Source organism: Nonomuraea sp. B12E4 (assembly GCF_039871825.1).
Taxonomy (GTDB): domain Bacteria; phylum Actinomycetota; class Actinomycetes; order Streptosporangiales; family Streptosporangiaceae; genus Nonomuraea.
The window spans coordinates 184,150-201,572 of sequence record NZ_JBDPME010000016.1 but is presented as its reverse complement, the minus strand read 5'-3'; the positions used below and the strand labels follow the sequence as shown (position 1 = coordinate 201,572).

Sequence of the window (17,423 nt, the reverse complement as noted above, 5' to 3'; positions counted from 1 at the left end):
GACTTCCTGATCGGCGAGCTGAGCCGGGGACGGGAGCGTGAGCTGGTACGCGACCTGATCTCGCCCGACCTCCGGCTGCGCGGCGACGCGGCGCAGCGGCTGATCGAAGAAGAACTCATCACCGCCGACGCGCTGGTCACCACGCTGGAGACGTTCCTGGGCAACGCAGGCGACGTCAAGCGCACCGCCGCGAGCCTGTGCATCCACCGCGCGAGCCTGTACTACCGGTTGCGCAGGATCGAGGAGATCGCCTCGGTCGACCTGTCCAGCGGGGACGACCGTCTCGCCCTGCACCTCGGGCTCAAGGTCGCCAGACTGATCAGGCTGAGGTGACGGCCATACGTCGCCATGTTGTCCGCAAAGTCTCGGATAGAGGTACGCCTCCAAGGCAGAAGGAGGATTCGATTGGCGCCGCCGAAAGTGAGAGGCATGATTCACGAGGCGTCAATGTCCCATGCAGGCGCGGCGTCGCCGTGGGGCGGGGCAGGCTCGCTGTCATGATTCCTGGCTCGGGCCGCGTCCCTGACGGGCAGATGACGGGCAGTCGCGTGGGGTGCGTAGGGCGAGGATGGCCATGTCGTCGTGGCCGTCGCTGGGGTGCTGAACGATCAGCGCTTCCACGAGGTCGTGCAGGGGCAGGTCGGCGTGGGCGGTAGCGATGGCGGCGAGACGTTCCATCCCCTCGTCGATCGGATGCTTGTGGTGTTCGATGAGCCCGTCTGTGAAGAAGATCACTGTGGCGCCCGAGGGCAGGCGGCGGGCGTGGTCATGGCGTGGCTGGGCGGTGTCGACGCCGAGGGGCAGGTCAGGGTCCGCGTACAGGTAGCGGGCCCGCCGCCCGGGTGCGATCAGCAGCGGTGGGAGGTGGCCTGCGGTGCTCCAGCGCAGGCTCCAGCCATGGGCTCCGGGTTCGATGCGGGCCAGGCATGCGGTGGTGACGGGGTTGTCGGTGATGGCGTGGAGGGCGCGGTCGAGCCGGGTGAGGACGACGTTCGGCGCGGTGCGCTGGTCGTAGAGGAAGGCACGCAGCATGTTGCGGGTCTGGGTCATGGCGGCGGCGGCCTGGAGGTCGTGTCCGACGACGTCGCCGATGATCGCTGCGCAGGCCTGGTCGGGGACCAGCATGGCGTCGTACCAGTCTCCGCCGACGTGGCCGGGAACAATGGCGGGGCGGTAGACGGCGGCGGCGTCGAACGGTTCCATGTGCTCGGGGAGCTGTGGCAGCAGGAGCCGCTGGAAGCGCTCGGCGTCGCGGCGGGATTGCTCGTGCAGGCGGGCGTCGTCGATGGCCAGGCCCGCGGCGCTGGCCAGGGCGGCGATCAGGGCCTCGTCACGTGCGCGGAAGGGCCGCCCGTCGAGCCGCTCGGAGACGTACAGGTTTCCGTAGATCTTGCCGCGGATGATGATCGGAGCTCCCAGCAGGGTGCGCATCGGTGGATGCCCGGGCGGGAAGCCCGCCGAGTCCGGGTGGGCGGAGATGTCGTCGACGCGTAGCGGTTCAGGGTGGCTGATCAGATGGCCGAGCAGGCCGCGTCCGTGCGGAAACTCCGTGCCGGCCAGTTCGGCCCTTTCCCGCTCGGACAGGCCCATGGGGATGAAAAGTGCGATGCTTTCGCCTTCCTCATCGAGTACGCCCAGCGCGCCATAGCGGGCGCCGGCCAGGCTCATCGCGGTGGACACGATCAAACCCAGCAAGACGGACAGGTCCACTTCCCGGGCCAGAACGGCTTCGTACAGGTCATGCAGCTGGTCCTGGGCCCGGGCCAATGACCGGAGCTGTTCGGCGATCTGCTCCAACTCAGCGCCCAGGCGCAACCGTATCTGCTGCTGTGCCCTTTCCTCTTTCTCCGTCATCTTCGCCGTCCGGTAATCAGGCGCACGGTCTCGATTGTCGGAAACTACCCCTCTGACCAGGGGTGATGCCCTTGTGCGCGTGGTTACAGCGCATAAACGACGCCGGTTTCGCTGCTGTGGCTGGCCATCATCGACATCGAGGACGAACGTGCCCGCGAACGCGCCCCGGCCAAAGAGAAGACCGGCCAGGTCAAGGACTCGCGCGGCACCGCGCGCCTGATCGAGGATCAGCGCACCATCGGCTGACGCGAAGCACTCATCGGACTCGACCTCGCCCGTCCAGGCCGAATCATGGTCACGACAGCAAGCTCAATCTCCGTTGGCGGTGCGGACGGGCAGGGAGGTCAGCGCTCGCTTCAGGCCGGGCTGCCAGCCGATGTCGGCGGCAGGAACGGCGAGCGCCAGCCCGGGGAACCGGTCGAGCAGGGTGGTGAGGGCGATCTGGGTCTCGGCCCGGGCGAGTGCGGCGCCCAGGCAGTAGTGGATGCCGTGGCCGAAGCCCAGGTGGGCGTTGTCGGAGCGGCGCAGGTCGAGCATGTCGGGGTGGTCGAAGTGGCGCGGGTCCCGGTTCGCCGCCGCGTACACCACCTGCACCGCCTCCCCCGCCGGGATGGTCACGCCGCCGATCTCCACGGGCTCCAGGGTGTAGCGCATGACGGCGATCTCGGCGGGCCCGCTGTAGCGCAGGAACTCCTCCACGGCGTCCGAGATCTCGCCGAGCTCGTACGAACGCGTTAGCAGCAACCAGACGCTCTGGCTGATCAGGCTCACGGTGGTCTCGTGACCGGCGACCAGGATGCTGATCGACATCGAGATCAGCTCCTCGTCGCTGAGCCGGTCCCCGTCTGCCTCCTGCACCCTGACCAGCCCGGACAGCAGGTCGTCGGCCGGAACCGCCCTCTTGCCTGCGATCAGGCCGGTCATGTAGCCGACCAGTCCCCTGGCTCCTTCCGCGACCCTGTCCAGGTCGGGAGCGCCCAGCTCGGCGGCCCAGGCCCGCCAGGTGTCCCGGTCCGCCGCAGGCACGCCGAGCAGCTCACAGATGACCTGGATCGGCAGCGGGTAGGCGAAGTGCTCGATCAGGTCGAACTCCTCCGGCAGCCCGGACAGCAACTCGTCCACGATCTGCTGGATACGCGGGCGCAGCCGTTCCACCCTGCGGGCGGTGAACTCGCGCGACACCAGCCGGCGCAACCGGGTGTGGTCCGGCGGGTCGTACGCGCCCAGCGTACGCATCAGATACGGCGCCACGTCCGCAGGCAGCCCGCCTACCGCGGCCACATCGATCTTCGACTGCCGGGCGATATCGCTGCTGAAGCGCGGATCCGTCAATACCGCGACACTCTCGGGATAGCCGGTGACCAGCCAGATGGGCGTGCCGTCCAGGTAGGTGGCCCGGCTGATCGGACCGTCCTTGGCCAGGCTGGTCAGAAAGGCGTCCCGATCGGGGGCGGTCAGCAGTTCGGCGATGTCGGTCATGGTCATGACTCCAGGACAGGGAAGAGGATAGACGAGTCGTGGTGGATGAATCGGGAGCCTGGGGTCGGATTGCGGTCCCAGCGCGGGAACGCGCCTCCGGTGATCTGCACCCGGATCCGGTGCCCGCGCCGGAACCGGTACGCCGTCGGCCACAACTCGACCTCGGCCCGAGCGGGCACCGGGGTGAACCGCCGCAGACCGTCGGTCACCTGTGCGACCTTGCCGGACGGTGCCAGCTCGCACACCCGCACGTAGAAGTCGCCGCTCGCGGCCTCCGACGTGACGTGCAACACCGCCCGCGGCACCCCGATCACGTCCAGATCGGCCGGTAGCGGCTCGCTGGCGTAGGTCAGCACGTCAGGGCGATCCCGCAGGACCCGCTCGCCGTACGGCCGCTTGATCCCCATCGCCCGCGGCGGCCGCCCCGGATCGGGGGTGGGGTCGGCGGGGTCGTAGACGAACCGGTCAGGCTCCGACTCCGGCGGCACGCCATCGGCCAGCCCGCCGCCCGGCTGCAGCCGCAGCTCCCGTGACGACACCCCAGGCGGCGGGTAACTGCCCAGCTTGAGCCACTCGTCGGCGCCGCCGAGGTGGATGCGCACGGGCGCGTCCGGGAACCCGGTCCGGTCGCCGAGCAGGTGCGCGCGCAGCCAGATCAGTCCTTCCCGGGCGCTGGCGAGCGACGCCCCGGTGTCCCAATGGCTCCACGGCCCGATCGTCAGGTACGGCTCCCGCCCGGCCTCGCGCAACGCCTGGTAGTCGCGGACCAGCGAGGGCAGCATGAAGTCGTACCACCCGCCGACCAGATGGTTCGGCGCCGCCACCGCCGCCACCACGGCCCGGTGGTCGCTGCGGGCCCACCACGGATCGTCGGCCCGCTCGTGCGCCACCCATTCCCTCCAGTGCGGCACCACCGCGCCCAGCGCGACCTCGTCGGCCTCGGCGACCGGCAGGTGCCGCGCCGCGACCGCTCTTCTGCGCGCCCCGCGCACCAGAGCCGACAGGTACGGCAGCAGCGGCCGTTCCTGGTTGTGCACCATGCTGATCCAGCCCAGGAAGATCTCCAGCGAGAGCGCGCCACCCGGATAGATCATGCTGCGGAAGTCGGAGCTGGTGAGCTGGGTGGACATGGCCCCCAGCATCGGCCCGGCCGCGTCGGCGACGGCCCACTGCGTGTAGCCGAGGTAGCTGGCGCCGGTGGTGCCCAGCACGCCGGTGAACCACGGCTGCTTCTCCAGCCAGGCCAGCACCGCCAGCCCGTCCTCGCGTTCGGAGGCGAACGGATCCAGCACGCCGCCGGACCCGGTGACTCCCCTGCCGCTGACGACCAGCACCTGGAAACCCCGCTCGGCGATCAGCCGGGACATGAACGAGCCCTTCGTCCGGTCGGTGTAGACCGAACGGACCAGGACCGTCGGCCGCTCACCGATCCCCTGAGGCGTGTAGTGATCGGCCAGCAGCACCACGCCGTCCGGCATGGGGATGGGCAGGTTCTTCTCCACCGTGATGATGCGGGTCTCGGCGGGCGGAAGTTTCGCCTGCCGAGCCAGAACACGACCGGCGATGCTCATGACAACTCCAGAATCTGCACAACGCCACTCGCGCTGTGCTCAGTACGAACCAGGCGGCACTGGCCTTCCGCACGGCGATGGCCGGACAACCTGCGACCGCTCGAAGGCATGATGAGGGCCTTCATCGCGACCCCCGCTGCTCCCTGACCGCGTCCCAGGCCGACAGAGCCCGGTCGTCGGCGAACAGGCCCTTGGTGAAGATCTCGATGCCGGCGCGCGAGTAACGCATCGTGGCGTCCAGGTCGTGCACGTCCGGCAGGCCCAGCACCCTGGACAGGTGCCCGTCGAAGGCCAGCGGCGCCAGCAGCCACGTCACGTAGATCGCGGCGCGGGCGGCCGGGTCCTCGCTCGGCTGCGCCCACCCTTCGGCCACGCCCTGCTCCAACCACCGCTCGGTGGCCTCGACGATCTCGTCGAACAGCGTCGCCGCCGCCGGCGTGCCGTCCAGGAACGCCCGCCCCAGATACCGCCGCACCGGCGCGCCAGCCTCCAGCATCGCCGCCAGCCCACCCGTGTCCTCCAGCGCCTCCACGCCCGGACCACCGCGGACCAGCGAGATCACGTAGGCGTCGCACTCCTGTCGCAACCCCTCCTTGGTCCCGAAGTGGTGCAGCACCAGGGCATGGGACACGCCGGCCCGCGCGGCGACCGCCCGCAGGCTCACCCGGTTGACACCCTCGGCCCCGAACAGCTCCAGAGCCGCGTTCCTGATCCTGGCCCGAGCCGTCAAGTCATCCGTTTCTGACCGCATGGTCAGCAAGCTAACCAAATGGTAAGCCACAGGGCAAGGCAGATACCCCGACGAACCCGTGGAGAATGCGTCAACCCGCGTCTGGCGCGGGCGATCCGGCGCTGTTACCGTCGGTCGTGGAGCGCCGGGAAGCCTGGTCGGCAAACGTCATATCGGACCGGCTTCAGGGAGGCGCTCATGCCTGCCGTTCACATCAGCGGCCTGTTCAAGCGTTTCGGCAAGGTCCGCGCGCTGGACGGGCTCGACCTCACCGTACGCACCGGCGAGGTGCACGGATTCCGCGGCCCGAACGGCTCGGGCAAGACCACCAGGCGCTGGTCGAGCCGGTGGACGCGAGCCCCCCGCTGTGGCTGGGCGTCGTCACCGCGGTGCTCGCACTGGCCGGGATCATCGCCTTCCAGCAGCGCGACGTGCAGGGAGATCAGGGTGCGACTCACTCAAGGTCCCGGTCACCGTACCGGAAAGGATTTCTGATCATGGTCAAGAGGCGACCCGCCGCGCAGACCGCGCTCGGCCCGATGGTGATCGCCGCGGTCGAACGGTTCCTGCCCAAGGGCAACAGGGTCATCGACGACGAACTGGCGATGCGGTTCCTGCCACCCGGCATGCGGCTGACGGTGCGCGCGTGCCGATGGCCCTTCCTGCGCAACCTGATGATCGCGGCCTCGGACAAGCGCGCTCCGGGTATCTGGGCGAGCCTGCTGTGCCGCAAGCGCTACGCCGACGACCAGGTCACGCAGGCGCTCGCGGCAGGGATCGAGCAGGTGGTGGTCCTGGGCGCGGGACTGGACACCCGCGCGTACCGGCTGGTCGTGCCGGCCGGTGGCCGAGCCTACGAGCTGGACCTGCCGGAGAACGTCGCCGACAAGCGGGCCCGCCTCCGTGAGGTGTTCGGCGGGCCTCCGCAGGGCGTGACCTTGATCCCGGTCGATTTCGAGCACGACGACCTCACCCAGGTGCCAACAGGGACCCGCGCCAGTTCCCCAATCCCGACGTCTTCGACCTCGGCCGCGACCCCAACCCGCACCTCGCCTTCGGCCGCGGCATCCACTTCTGCCTGGGCGCCCCCCTGGCCCGGCTGGAGGGACGGGTCGCGCTGGACATCCTGCTCGACCGGATCGACCCCCTGGGCACCGATCCGGACGACCCCGTGGAGTTCATGCCCACACCGACCATGACGGGAGTCCGCCGCCTGCCGATGTCCTCCCCACCACGTCGACGAGCATAAAGCCCGCCTCCCGGGACGCCGGCTGACCACCGGCGTCCACTCGGTTTCAGCCCCAGCACGAAACGGGCGCTCACCCATCTTCTGGTGCGGGCCTGGCGGGTTCTTCCGCAGGCGGGTACAGGCCGCTCTCGTGCTGGGCGCGTCCAGGTCCTCGGGCGCGGGAGTGACCTCGGTGCTGACCGCCTCCTCGCGGTGAGCTGCAGCCGGATCCCGGAGTTGGTGAGCTCGTGGTGTTTGACGCCCAGGACCACCGAGACCACCACCACCGCGGTCACGCCCGACCTGTGCACGGCCTCGGCCAGCACGTACGCCAGATATGGGGTGACCAGCGTCATCGACCATGCGGCCATCATCCGCACGCGGCGGCACTAACGAACTTTCTGACCGTCGATGATCCGATCGAGCCAGTCGCCCAGCAGTTGGCTCTCGGAAGGGCTGAGGACCTTCAGGTCCGCGAGGGCGGCCCTCAGGGTGATGGCGCCGGCCACGACGTCGTCCCCGGTACGCGTGGAGCCGGTCGGGGCGGGATCGCTGATCGCGTCGATGACCGCTTCGCGGACGATCCGGGCGGCCTCCATGTCGCGTTCCGCCTCTGGAGTGGCGATCAAAGCCAGCGTGGTGCCGCGACCAGCCGCGTGGATCACGCGCGCCGCCCGCTCCTCCGGGACGCGGAGCCGACCGCTCAGGGCGACACGGTGCACCAGCCCGGCGAGGATCTCCGCGGCCTGTTTCGCCCCGTCGGGCTCGGCACCAGGTCGTGGGCTCCCGTAGATCAGCGAATACAGGGCGGGCTCGGCGAGGCCGAACCCGACATGCAGATCCCAACCGCGCCTCAAGTCCTCCACGGGGTCGCCACTGGGTGTTATGGCCCGCTTCTCGGCGAGGTATGAGATGAGCCCCCGGCTGGCCACGGCATCCAGCAGACCCTGCTTGTCACCGAACAGCCGGTACAGGATCGGCGCCTGCACGCCCGCGGCCTTACAGACCGCCCTGGTCGAGACGGCGTCCCTTCCCTCACGCGCCAGCAGGTCCGCCGCCACGTCGAGGATCGCTTCCCGCTTGTTCACGCTGGACATGTATCGATGCTAACAGGTTTCCTTAGCGATCGCTAACATTTTCGCTAACACTGCCTTGTTAACGGCGCAAATACAGTGCTAACTTGAAATCGTTAGCGCCTGAGCAAGGAGGAAGTCCATGAGTACCGCATTACGCGTCGCCATCGTCACCGGGGGTTCGCGGGGGATCGGCCGCGCCGTCGCCTCCAAACTCGCCGCGGCAGGCCAGGACGTCGCCGTCGTCTACGCGTCCAACGCCAAAGAGGCGGACGCCGCCGTCGGCGAGATCGAGGCGGCCGGCGCCCACGGGATCGCCCTGCAGGCCGACGTGGCCGACGAGGTCGCGGTCGCCGCCGCCTTCGACACCGTGGAGCAGCGCCTCGGCCCCGTCGACGTCGTGGTCAACGCCGCGGGTGTGATGGCGCTGCAGCCGACCCGCGAGCTGGACCTGGCCGAGCTGGACCGGCAGTTGCGCGTCAACGTACGGGGCACGTTCGTCATGGCCGGGGAGGCCGCGCGCCGGATCCGCCCCGGTGGCGCCATCGTCGCCTTCTCCACCAGCGTCACCCGCCTGCACCTCCCGACCTACGGCGCGTATGCCGCGACCAAGGGGGCGGTGGAGGCCCTCGTTCCCATCCTCGCCAAGGAGCTGAGGGGCCGCGACATCACGGTCAACGCGGTGGCGCCGGGCCCCACGGCCACGGAGCTGTTCTTCGACGGCAAGTCACAGCAGGCCATCGACCGGATCGCCGGTCTGAGCCCGATGAACCGGCTCGGCACCCCGCAGGACGTCGCAGAGGTCGTCGCCTTCCTGGCCGGCCCCGGCCGTTGGATCAACGGCCAGATCGTGTTCGCCAATGGCGGCGCCGCCTGACTCCGCGCTCAACCATCGAGAAGGGACCCCCCATGGAGCCTCGTCCCAGCACCACACCGCACCCCGCCGTGGATCGGCCCAACCCCGGCCGGTTCGTGGCCTTCACCGCCATCGCGGCCGTGGTGGCGGCGGCAGCCGCCTACTCCAGCACAGCTCTGGGCCTGCAGGCCTGGGTCATGTTCGCGGGCTGGGTGGCGTGGTTCACCCGGCCCACCTCTCCCCGCCTCGGCATCCATGCCATCGTCTGCCTGTGGCTCGGCATGGCGCTCGCCGTGATCGGCCACGGCATCGTGGAGCTGGCCGCCCCCATCGCGGGCGCCGCGGCGCTGCCGCTCGCGGTCTTCGTCCTGGCCTCGGTCGCGGTCGGCCTGCGTACGACGCCCGTACTCGACAACATGCTCGCCTGGTTCGTGGGCCTGGTCACTTTCTTCGCCGCGGAACCCGAGCACCCGCTCCCCGGACTGCTCACCTTGATCGCCGGCAGCGCCCTGGGGGCCTTCGCCGGATTCGCCTGCCAGCGGCTGCAGCACCGGTTCGCCACGTAGCGGCCCGGGCGGGGGACGGCACGTCGTCCCCCGCCCGGCGCGCCTGACCGACATGAAGGACAGATCAGCCATGCTCCTCATCCCACGTACGGGCAGCCGCCTCAGCACCGTCGCCGCTCTCCTGTGCGCCCTGGTCCTGCTGCCCGGGTGCACGACATCGGAGCCCCACACCTCACAGGGCGTCACAGCGGGGGACGCGCGTGGCCTGGTCCCCGGAGAGGTCACCGAGATCGCCCGCGGCCTGACCATGCCCTGGGGCCTGACGTTTCTCCCGGACGGCTCCGCCCTGGTGTCCGAGCGGTCGTCCGCACGGATCCTGCACATCAGGCAGGGCCGGAACCCCGCGCCGGTCGGCACGGTTCCCGGCGTCGAGGTGAGCGCCGAGGGCGGCCTCCTCGGTCTGGCCGCCTCACCATCCTTCGACAGGGACCACACCGTCTACGCATATGTGTCGGCCTCACCCACCAACCGGGTCGTGGCGCTGCGCCTCACCCCCGACCTGCGCTCCCTGCGCCAGGACCGGGTGGTCCTCGAAGGCGTCGCGACCGCCGACCGCCATCACGGCGGACGCCTGCGCTTCGGGCCGGACGGCAACCTGTGGATCGGCACCGGCGACGCCTTCTCGCCCGAAAACGCGGCCGACGACGAGTCATTGAACGGCAAGGTCCTGCGGATCCGCCCCGACGGATCCGTGCCGCCGGACAACCCCTCGGGGACCGCCGTCTACTCCAGCGGCCATCGCAACGTGCAGGGCATCGCGTTCGGCCCCGACGGCACCGCCTACGCCTCCGAACTCGGCCATCGGACCTGGGACGAGCTGAACGTCCTGCGCCCGGGACGCGACTACGGATGGCCCGAGTCCGAAGGCCGGGACGGCTCGTACGGCGAACACCCGATCTTCACCATCCATCCCGACGACGCCTCGCCGTCCGGCATCGCCGTCGCAGGCGAGGCCGTCTGGATGGGCGCGCTCGGCGGACAGCGGCTCTGGCGCCTGCCCGTCAACGGATCCCGGGCGGACGGCGAACCCGTCGCCTACTTCATCCAGCGCTACGGACGGATCCGCACGGTGGAGCCGGCACCCGACGGCTCTTTGTGGATCACGACTACCAACACCGACGGAGCAACGTGGGGCGGCACCGCCGCCCGCCCGGGCGACGATCGGGTCCTGCGCGTCGACCTCGTCCGCCGCGCCTCCTGACACTTCCTTCGAACGGAGAACCGCCATGTCCACCATCCTCATCACCGGAGCCGCCACCGGCATCGGCAACCTCACTGCCCAGGCGCTCACCCGTGCCGGGCACACCGTGTGGGCCAGCATGCTGGAGCCGTACGGACGGAATGACGTCCACCGCCAAGAACTGCTCGACGTCGGCGCACAGCACGGCGGGACCCTGCGCGTCGTCGAACTCGACGTCACCTCGCAGGAATCAGCCGACGCGGCCGTTGCCACCATCCTGCGAGACGGCGGCGATTTCGATGTCGTGATACAGAACGCGGGGCACCTCTACGTCGGTTACACCGAGGCGTTCACCGCCGAGGACATCGCCCACCTCTTCGACATCAACGTCATCGGCGCCCACCGGGTGAATCGGGCGGCCATGCCTCATCTGCGCCACCGCGGCGGCGGCACCCTGCTGTACGTCGGTAGCACCATCATCGTCACCACGCCGCCCTTCCTCGGCCCGTACGCGGCATCCAAGGCCGCTTTCGACACCCTGGCGGTGGCCACGTCGTACGAGGCGAACCCGTTCGGCATCGAGACCTGCATCGTCATGCCCGGTGCGATCACCAAGGGCACCCAGCACTTCCCCAACGCCACGCGAGCCGGCGACTCAGCCGTCTCGGCCGCCTACGCGGAGCTCGACCCGCTGGTCGCGCGCAATGAGGAGGTGACCTCCGCGCTCTTCGTCCCCGGAGTCGACCCGAGCCCTGTCGGAGTCGCCGAGGAGATCACTCGGATCCTCGCCCTTCCGCACGGCACCAAGCCATTCCGCAGCGTCATCGACTACACCGAATCCGGCGTCGAGGCGGTCAACGACGTCGCTCGCGACACGCGCGAGAGCTTCGTCCAGCGCATGGGGTTCGGCGAGCTGCTGACCCCGCGGAGATCCTCGACACCACCACGGCGGCGGTCAAGAGCGGTCTGCAGCGCGCCCGTGCCCGGCTGGACGAACTGAAGCCGGCGCCCGAGGAACTGCTCGAACCGACCGACCGACGGGCACGCGCGCTGCTCGACGCGTACGTGCTGGGCGCACCGGGCGACTGGCGCATGATCGCGACCACCGCCAACGGCCAACCCGCCGCCGCCGTGTACCACCGGGACGCGGGCGGCGAGCTCCGAGCCGCCCGCGTCGTGGTGCTGACCACCACCCTCACCGGCGTGTCCCGCGTGACCGAGTTCCATGATCCCGTGCTGGCCGCGACGTTCGGCTTTTCCTGACGTGCTCGCGTTCTGATCCGCCAACGGGTTGTGGGACTGGACCGGATCAGTCGCGGACGACCTCCACCCAGTAGCGGCCGTCGCCGTCACGGTGGGCACCGTGGATGTCGGTGGCCAGGTCTGGAAAGGCCCTGTCGAATTCTTCCAAGGCCCGCAGGTAGGTCATCAGCGGGCCGTCTGCCGTCCCCGCCGCCTCGCCGGGCATCAGCATGGGGATCCCCGGCGGGGTGACCACCACGGTGGCCGCGGCGACGCGCCCAGGCAGCTTGTCCAGCGGGACCCGTTCGGTGCGGTGCCGGATCATGGCCTGGTAGCAGTGGGCGGGGGTGGACACCGGCTCGGGCAGGGTGGTGAAGACCTGGTCGAGTAGTGCACCCACCGCGGACTCGCGCAATTTCTGATGCACCTCAGCGCAGTATTTCTGCATCGAGATCGCCGGCGGCCCGAAGCCGGGCAGCACGTCCGCCAGCGGCAGGTCGTTGTCGTAGGCGTGCTTGAAATCGGTGAGCGCGTCGATCAGCGTGCCCCATTTGCCCTTGGTGATTCCCATGGAGAACAACACCAGTAGCGTGTGGTCGCCGGTCTTTTCCACCACGATGCCGCGCCGTTGCAGGTAGGCGGCCACGATCCGGGCCGGGATGCCCCACTCGAGTGTGCCCCTGGCCGCGTCCGCCCCGGGGCAGGTGATCGTCACCTTGACGGGGTCGAGCAGGGCGTAGTCCTCGCCCATCCCCTCGAACCCGTGCCAGGTGGCCCGGGGTTCCAGCACCCAGCATCGGGGCTCGGCGCACAGCAGGGCGGGGTCGGCGTCGGCGAAGGCGACAGCCCGTCCGGTGCGCGGGTCGGTGACGGTGGGCGGCTGCCAGACGCCGAAGAACCACTCGGGGCGGCGGCCGTCCTCGCGGATGCGGGTGGCCAGCCGGGTCATCGCCTGCCGGAACCGGACCGCCTCGACGATCGCCTCCTGGGTGAGGAAGGTTCCCGATGGGCCGTCCATCATCGCCGCCGCCACGTCGAGTGAGGCGATCATCGGATACAGCGGCGAGGTTGAGGCGTGCATGAGGTAGGTCTCGTTGAACGCGTCGTAGTCGACCGGTGCCCGCGGTGCCGGGCGGATGTGCAGCATCGCGGCCTGTGACAGCGCGGCCAGGAGCTTGTGGGTCGACTGGGTGGCGAACACGGTGGGGCGTCCAGGGCCGGGCAGGGTGCGTTCGTCGACCGCCATGCCGTACCGCCCGGCGTAGAGCGGGTTGAACCGGCCGTAGGCGAACCACGCCTCGTCGAAGTGGAGTCGTGGCACGCCGGCGCCCAGCAGTTCAGCGACCTGCACCGCGTTGTAGCACACGCCGTCGTAGGTGGAGTTCGTGATGACCGCGTACGTGGGCTCCCCGGCGGCAAGGGGATGATCGGCCACTCGCGCTTGGATGGCGGCCACCTCCAGCGCGGCAGGGGGGATCGGCCCGGCCAGGCCGAGCCCGTTGCGTTCGGGCACGAGGTAGACCGGCCGGGCGCCGCTGATGGCCAGGGCGTGCTGGACGGACTTGTGGCAGTTGCGGTCGACCAGAACGGTGTCGTCGCGGGCGATCGCGTGGTGCCCGACGATGCGGTTGGCGGTGGAGTTGCCGTTGACCACGAAGAAGGTGCGCTCGGCGCCGAAGACGCGAGCGGCGTTGTGTTCGGCCTCCCCGATCGGGCCGGTGTGGTCGAGGGGGGAGCCCAGCTCAGGAACGGAGATGGACAGGTCGGTGCGCAGCAGTCGCTCGCCGTAGAAGTCGAAGAAGGCCCGCCCCACGGGGGACTTCAGGAACGCCACGCCTCCCGCGTGCGCCGGGGTGTGCCAGGAGTAGCGGTGGTGGTCCTGCAGGCGCCGCAGCGCTCGGAAGAACGGCGGGAGAATGTTGTCGGCGTACTGCTCGGCCGCGTACGCGATGCGCCCGGCGATGAACTGCGGGGTATCTTCCAACGGGAAGACGTAGCCCTGGATGACCTCGTACACCCACAGCGGGAGCTCCTGGTCCTGGGTCATCAGAAAGACGGGCAGGCCGCGGAACCGCCTGGCCACCGCGCCGAGAAGCTCTTCGGCTCCGGGTGCGTCCCACGCCGCCAGCACCGCCGTGAGCGAGGCGTCCGACCCGATGACGGCCAAGGCGTCCTCGGGCCGATGGGTCCAGCGCACCTGCAGCCCGAGCTCGCCCATCGCCGAGCGCACCCGGCGGATCTGCTCCGCCAGTGCTGTGTCGGCGTCGGCGCGCTCGGTGACGGCGACCAGAACCATTCGCTCCATGCGGCACTCCGTGGTCGGGGGGTAAAGCTCGGGCACTCCCACCGATCGTAACTCTATGGATTGGCAAAGGCACGCAAAGCGACGACGTCCTGCTCGCGGCCGCACATGTTGCCGGTCGGGGTGAGCTCGCGGCCGTTTGACGATGGCGAGACCGAGGCCGTAAGGCCGTGGCCTCGGCGGCTCCGGCGGCCGATCTGGCGCCCTGCTCCTCGCAGTACGAGGGTCACACGGCGACCGCGGGGTGATCCGGCGGCGCCGGAACGCTCATGCTCCGGCGGCCAGCCTCCACTCGACCTCCTCGCGGGTCTCGTCCGGCAACCGGGGCAGCAGCCGGTCTCGGCGGGCGGGCGGGCAGTGCGCGAGCACCCCGGCGATCGTGTCGGGCGACAGGCGGCTCAACGCCTGTACGGCCGGATCCTCCGGCATCGCGGCCACGGCGCGGCCGGTCCGCCGGCTGTCGAGGGTGGTCATCGCCGCGATGGCCGCCGCGGACTGCCGATCCTGCATGTGGCCGAGCACGCGACCGTGGTGGTGAGTGTCCATCGCGAGGACGACCTTGGCCACCAGGCCCGGGTCGCGTACCTGGTCCAGCAGCCAGCCCGCGCGGGTCGGGAGCAGCATCTGCAGGATCTTCGCGCTTCTCGCCGGCTCGCGGCACATTTGCTCCACCGCGGCGGTGGTGAAGAGCTGCCAGTGCCGGGCGAGGAGCACCGCCGCGTCCGCGGCGGGCATCGCTAGGACCATCGAGCCCCTTTCCAGGGCGCTGACGCCGGCGATCGCCCGGCGCGCCGCCCCGCCGTCGCCAACTCCCGCTCCCGCTCCCGCGCCGCCGCCCCTTCCGGAAACGGCGCCCGTCCCGCTCCCTCCCGAAGTGGTGCCTGTGCCGTTCACGACGGGCCGCGAGGGCGGCCTGGTGGCGAAGCCGGGTGGGGGCGGTGTCCACCGCGGTCCCATCCGGGGATCGCGCCTGGCCGCCCGGGCCAGCCGCTGTGCCAACTCCTCTGCCCCCATCCGGTTGGCCGGGCTCTTGACCAGCAGCCGGTCGATCGTCGGCTTGAGCCGGCCCGGCCGGGTCATGGGGTCCGGGGGGAAGGTGAGGATGGCGAACCTGGTGGCCTCCTCGGAGCTCCGGCGGAAGGGGGGACGTCCTTCCAGGGCCGTGTAGAGGGTGGCGCCGAGCGACCAGAGGTCGGCCGCCGCGCCGGCCGGGGCACCGCGCAGCCGTTCGGGGGCGATGAAGTCCGGAGTGCCGATCACCTGGCCGAGCACGGTGATGCGCTCGTGACCCTCGATGGCGGCGATCCCGAAGTCCACCAGGACCACCGCGCCGGAGGGGGCGATCAGGATGTTCTCCGGCTTCACGTCGCGGTGGAACACCCCTTCCGCGTGCGCGGCGGCGAGCGCGTCGAGCGCCTGGGCGCCGATCTCCACCACGGCGGACTCGGACAGCGGTTCCCGCTCGATGCGCGTGCCGAGCACGTCACCTTCGACGTAGTCCATCACGATCCACGGGCCGTCCGGCTGGTCGAGCACGTCGTAGATGCGGACGATGCCGGGGTGGTCGATCCGGGCCAGCGCCTCCGCCTCCACCGCGGCGCGGGCGGCCAGCTCCGGCAGGCGCCCTGCGTCCGCGCGTACCTGTTTGAGCGCCACCAGGCGGTTGAGCTTGCGGTCCCGGCCGCGCCACACCCGTGCCATGCCGCCGCTGCCCAGTGGTGCCTCGATGACGAACCGGCCGGCGACGTGCTTACCAATCATCGTTCAGCCCGGCGTGCTCGGCCTGCCGGACATCGCTCGTCCGCATCGTCCGGGAGACGCGGTTGTCCCTGAGGTTGCGCAGCGCCTCGTCCTCGAAGCTCCTGCTCTGGTGCTGCTCAGCCGGCACGTACGGTTGCTCGTACGGCGGCCCGGCCCCGTGGAAGGCCCCCGGAGGCTCTTCGTCCGCGGCGAACGCCAAGGTGGGGCCGTCCCGCCAGTCGGCCCGCGACGACCGGACGTCCGCCTTGTAGATCTGGTCGATGGCCCTGTCGAGCTCCTGCTTCTCCAGCGCGGCCACGACCGTGTCGTAGATGCCCGGCCCCTGCATCAGCTTGACGATGACCGGCAGGCACTCGATGAGCAGGATGAACAGGAACAGCAGGATCCTGGCCAGGTTGAGGGACGCATTGTCCTGCGACACCCTGCCGAGAGCCTCCAGGCGAAGCATCAGGCCGTCGGATCCGACGATCTCGGTGGCGGAGCCGCCCCTGAGATCAGCCTGCTGCTCGGTGAGCTGGGCCAGCTCCGCCTCCACGCCGGGCAGGTCCTTCTGCGCCTGGGCCAGGCGGGTCGCCCGTGAGGTCTCCTGCTTGTCACCGAGCTGCTTCCTGCGCTGCTGGAGCTGCCCGTCGATCTCGCTCACCTTGTCCCGGGCGGCGTTGTACTCCTCCTCCGCCGCCTTGGCGAGCGGCCCGTTGCCCTTCTTCGCGCATTTGGGCGGCCCGACGTAGAGCTGGCACTGCCATTCCTGGTAAGCCTCGGTCCGGAGCTTCACCGCCTGCTCGCGCGACTTGGTCAGCTCCCGGAACCGGGAGTCGGACGCCGGATCGATCGCCTGCTCCCCGCGGGAGGCGATCACCGCTGCCAGCTCCGCCTTGGACTTCTCCAGCTCGGCGATGCGGCGGCCGGTGTCGCCACTCTGCTGCGCACGGGTGAACGCGTCGGTCTTTTCCTGCTGGATGTCGACGATCTCGGCGTCGATCTCGGGCTTGAAGATCTGCAGGACCAGCGGCGTGGAGATGACGGCGCCGAGCAGCAGCGCGAGGAGCAGCCGGGGCAGGGCGAGCCCGAAGCGCCGGCCGCCCCGCGTGGGCAGGGATGTGACGAGCCACCGGTCCAGGCTCATGATCGCCACGCCCCACACAAGGCCGATCAGCACGGCGAGCGGCGGGAACACCTTGAGTGCCGAGGCGAGCGCGAACGTCATGGAGACGGCGGCGACGGTGGCCGTGGTCAGGATGGCACCGCCCAGGCCGTGGTATTTGCTGCGTTCCCCTCTGCACTGCTCCAGCACGTCCGGACGGGCGCCGGACAGGACGATCAACCATCTACCGATCACGAGCGGCTCCGGGGGGAAGGGGCAGGCTGCTGTACGCCCTACCCCGTAAGTAATGCACTGACTACCATGAGAACCCGGCTGTTTCTGATATCGCAAGGTGATAGATGCCAACTCGCGGTGGTTGGGTCCGGCAACCTGCCATGGATTGCTTTCCCCGGGCGAACAGCGCCCAAAATTCACCACAAAACGGACAAACGCCCGATCTTCTGCATTTATTATGAAATATTTCGCCAATGATATCG

15 protein-coding genes and 3 pseudogenes are annotated in these 17,423 nt (G+C 69.9%); 10 read left to right on the top strand and 8 right to left on the bottom strand.

Features of this window, described 5'->3' with window-relative positions; genetic code table 11:
- On the top strand, nucleotides 1-333 hold a 333-nt coding region (locus ABGB18_RS31300; RefSeq protein ID WP_347699216.1), incomplete at its 5' end, for a helix-turn-helix domain-containing protein.
- 162 nt (nucleotides 334-495) lie between these two features.
- On the opposite strand, the gene ABGB18_RS31295 is transcribed toward ABGB18_RS31300, so the two are convergent.
- From ABGB18_RS31295 to ABGB18_RS31280, 4 genes are all read right to left on the bottom strand, one after another.
- On the bottom strand, nucleotides 496-1,854 hold the full coding sequence (locus ABGB18_RS31295; RefSeq protein WP_347699215.1) for a GAF domain-containing SpoIIE family protein phosphatase: 1,359 nt from the start codon (nucleotides 1,852-1,854) through the stop codon (nucleotides 496-498).
- 309 nt (nucleotides 1,855-2,163) lie between these two features.
- Entirely contained in the window at nucleotides 2,164-3,339 is a 1,176-nt protein-coding gene (locus tag ABGB18_RS31290; RefSeq protein ID WP_347699214.1) for a cytochrome P450, read from the bottom strand.
- The gene (locus ABGB18_RS31285) at nucleotides 3,336-4,904 is read right to left on the bottom strand and encodes a CocE/NonD family hydrolase (protein ID WP_347699213.1); all 1,569 of its coding nucleotides are present in this window, start codon (nucleotides 4,902-4,904) and stop codon (nucleotides 3,336-3,338) included. Before ABGB18_RS31285 ends, ABGB18_RS31290 begins: the two co-directional genes overlap by 4 nt.
- Nucleotides 4,905-5,025: 121 nt before the next feature.
- Nucleotides 5,026-5,655 (bottom strand): TetR family transcriptional regulator, encoded by a 630-nt coding sequence (locus ABGB18_RS31280; RefSeq protein ID WP_347699212.1) that lies wholly within the window; start codon nucleotides 5,653-5,655, stop codon nucleotides 5,026-5,028.
- A 177-nt stretch (nucleotides 5,656-5,832) separates the two neighbouring features.
- Here ABGB18_RS31280 and ABGB18_RS31275 point away from each other — a divergent pair.
- The 4 genes and pseudogenes from ABGB18_RS31275 to ABGB18_RS31260 all read left to right on the top strand — a co-directional run.
- Nucleotides 5,833-5,964 (top strand): annotated as a pseudogene (locus tag ABGB18_RS31275) (ATP-binding cassette domain-containing protein); the annotation flags it as partial.
- 167 nt (nucleotides 5,965-6,131) lie between these two features.
- Nucleotides 6,132-6,596 (top strand): annotated as a pseudogene (locus tag ABGB18_RS31270) (SAM-dependent methyltransferase); the annotation flags it as partial.
- A gap of 77 nt (nucleotides 6,597-6,673) precedes the next feature.
- Nucleotides 6,674-6,883 (top strand): annotated as a pseudogene (locus tag ABGB18_RS31265) (cytochrome P450); the annotation flags it as partial.
- A 192-nt stretch (nucleotides 6,884-7,075) separates the two neighbouring features.
- Nucleotides 7,076-7,255 (top strand): hypothetical protein, encoded by a 180-nt coding sequence (locus tag ABGB18_RS31260; protein ID WP_347699211.1) that lies wholly within the window; start codon nucleotides 7,076-7,078, stop codon nucleotides 7,253-7,255.
- Here ABGB18_RS31260 and ABGB18_RS31255 read toward each other — a convergent pair.
- A complete protein-coding gene (locus ABGB18_RS31255; protein ID WP_347699210.1) occupies nucleotides 7,252-7,959 on the bottom strand; it encodes a TetR/AcrR family transcriptional regulator in 708 nt (235 codons plus the stop codon). The two genes, ABGB18_RS31260 and ABGB18_RS31255, sit on opposite strands and share 4 nt — an antisense overlap.
- A 118-nt stretch (nucleotides 7,960-8,077) precedes the next feature.
- Between ABGB18_RS31255 and ABGB18_RS31250 the strand changes: the two genes are divergently transcribed.
- From ABGB18_RS31250 to ABGB18_RS31230, 5 genes are all read left to right on the top strand, one after another.
- Nucleotides 8,078-8,812 carry an SDR family oxidoreductase gene (locus ABGB18_RS31250; RefSeq protein ID WP_347699209.1) on the top strand — a complete coding sequence of 245 codons (735 nt, stop codon included), beginning with the start codon at nucleotides 8,078-8,080 and terminating at the stop codon, nucleotides 8,810-8,812.
- Nucleotides 8,813-8,844: 32 nt separating this feature from the next.
- Nucleotides 8,845-9,357 carry a DUF1097 domain-containing protein gene (locus tag ABGB18_RS31245; RefSeq protein WP_347699208.1) on the top strand — a complete coding sequence of 171 codons (513 nt, stop codon included), beginning with the start codon at nucleotides 8,845-8,847 and terminating at the stop codon, nucleotides 9,355-9,357.
- Between the two features lie 70 nt (nucleotides 9,358-9,427).
- Nucleotides 9,428-10,558, top strand: coding sequence for a PQQ-dependent sugar dehydrogenase (locus ABGB18_RS31240; protein WP_347699207.1), 1,131 nt, complete (start codon nucleotides 9,428-9,430; stop codon nucleotides 10,556-10,558).
- 25 nt (nucleotides 10,559-10,583) lie between these two features.
- Entirely contained in the window at nucleotides 10,584-11,537 is a 954-nt protein-coding gene (locus ABGB18_RS31235) for an SDR family NAD(P)-dependent oxidoreductase (RefSeq protein WP_347699206.1), read from the top strand.
- Nucleotides 11,538-11,629: 92 nt separating this feature from the next.
- Nucleotides 11,630-11,800, top strand: a complete 171-nt coding sequence (locus tag ABGB18_RS31230; RefSeq protein ID WP_347699205.1) for a hypothetical protein — start codon at nucleotides 11,630-11,632, stop codon at nucleotides 11,798-11,800.
- A gap of 46 nt (nucleotides 11,801-11,846) precedes the next feature.
- Here the strand turns inward: ABGB18_RS31230 and ABGB18_RS31225 are convergent, their stop codons facing one another.
- The 3 genes from ABGB18_RS31225 to ABGB18_RS31215 all read right to left on the bottom strand — a co-directional run bounded on the left by ABGB18_RS31225 (nucleotide 11,847) and on the right by ABGB18_RS31215 (nucleotide 17,181).
- Nucleotides 11,847-14,084: an Orn/Lys/Arg decarboxylase N-terminal domain-containing protein gene (locus ABGB18_RS31225; protein ID WP_347699204.1), complete on the bottom strand. Its 2,238-nt coding sequence runs from the start codon at nucleotides 14,082-14,084 to the stop codon at nucleotides 11,847-11,849.
- A 264-nt stretch (nucleotides 14,085-14,348) separates the two neighbouring features.
- Nucleotides 14,349-15,842, bottom strand: coding sequence for a protein kinase (locus ABGB18_RS31220; RefSeq protein ID WP_347699203.1), 1,494 nt, complete (start codon nucleotides 15,840-15,842; stop codon nucleotides 14,349-14,351).
- Complete coding sequence (locus ABGB18_RS31215) at nucleotides 15,832-17,181, bottom strand: DUF4407 domain-containing protein (protein ID WP_347699202.1); 1,350 nt, start codon at nucleotides 17,179-17,181, stop codon at nucleotides 15,832-15,834. Before ABGB18_RS31215 ends, ABGB18_RS31220 begins: the two co-directional genes overlap by 11 nt.
- Nucleotides 17,182-17,423 lie beyond the last annotated feature (242 nt).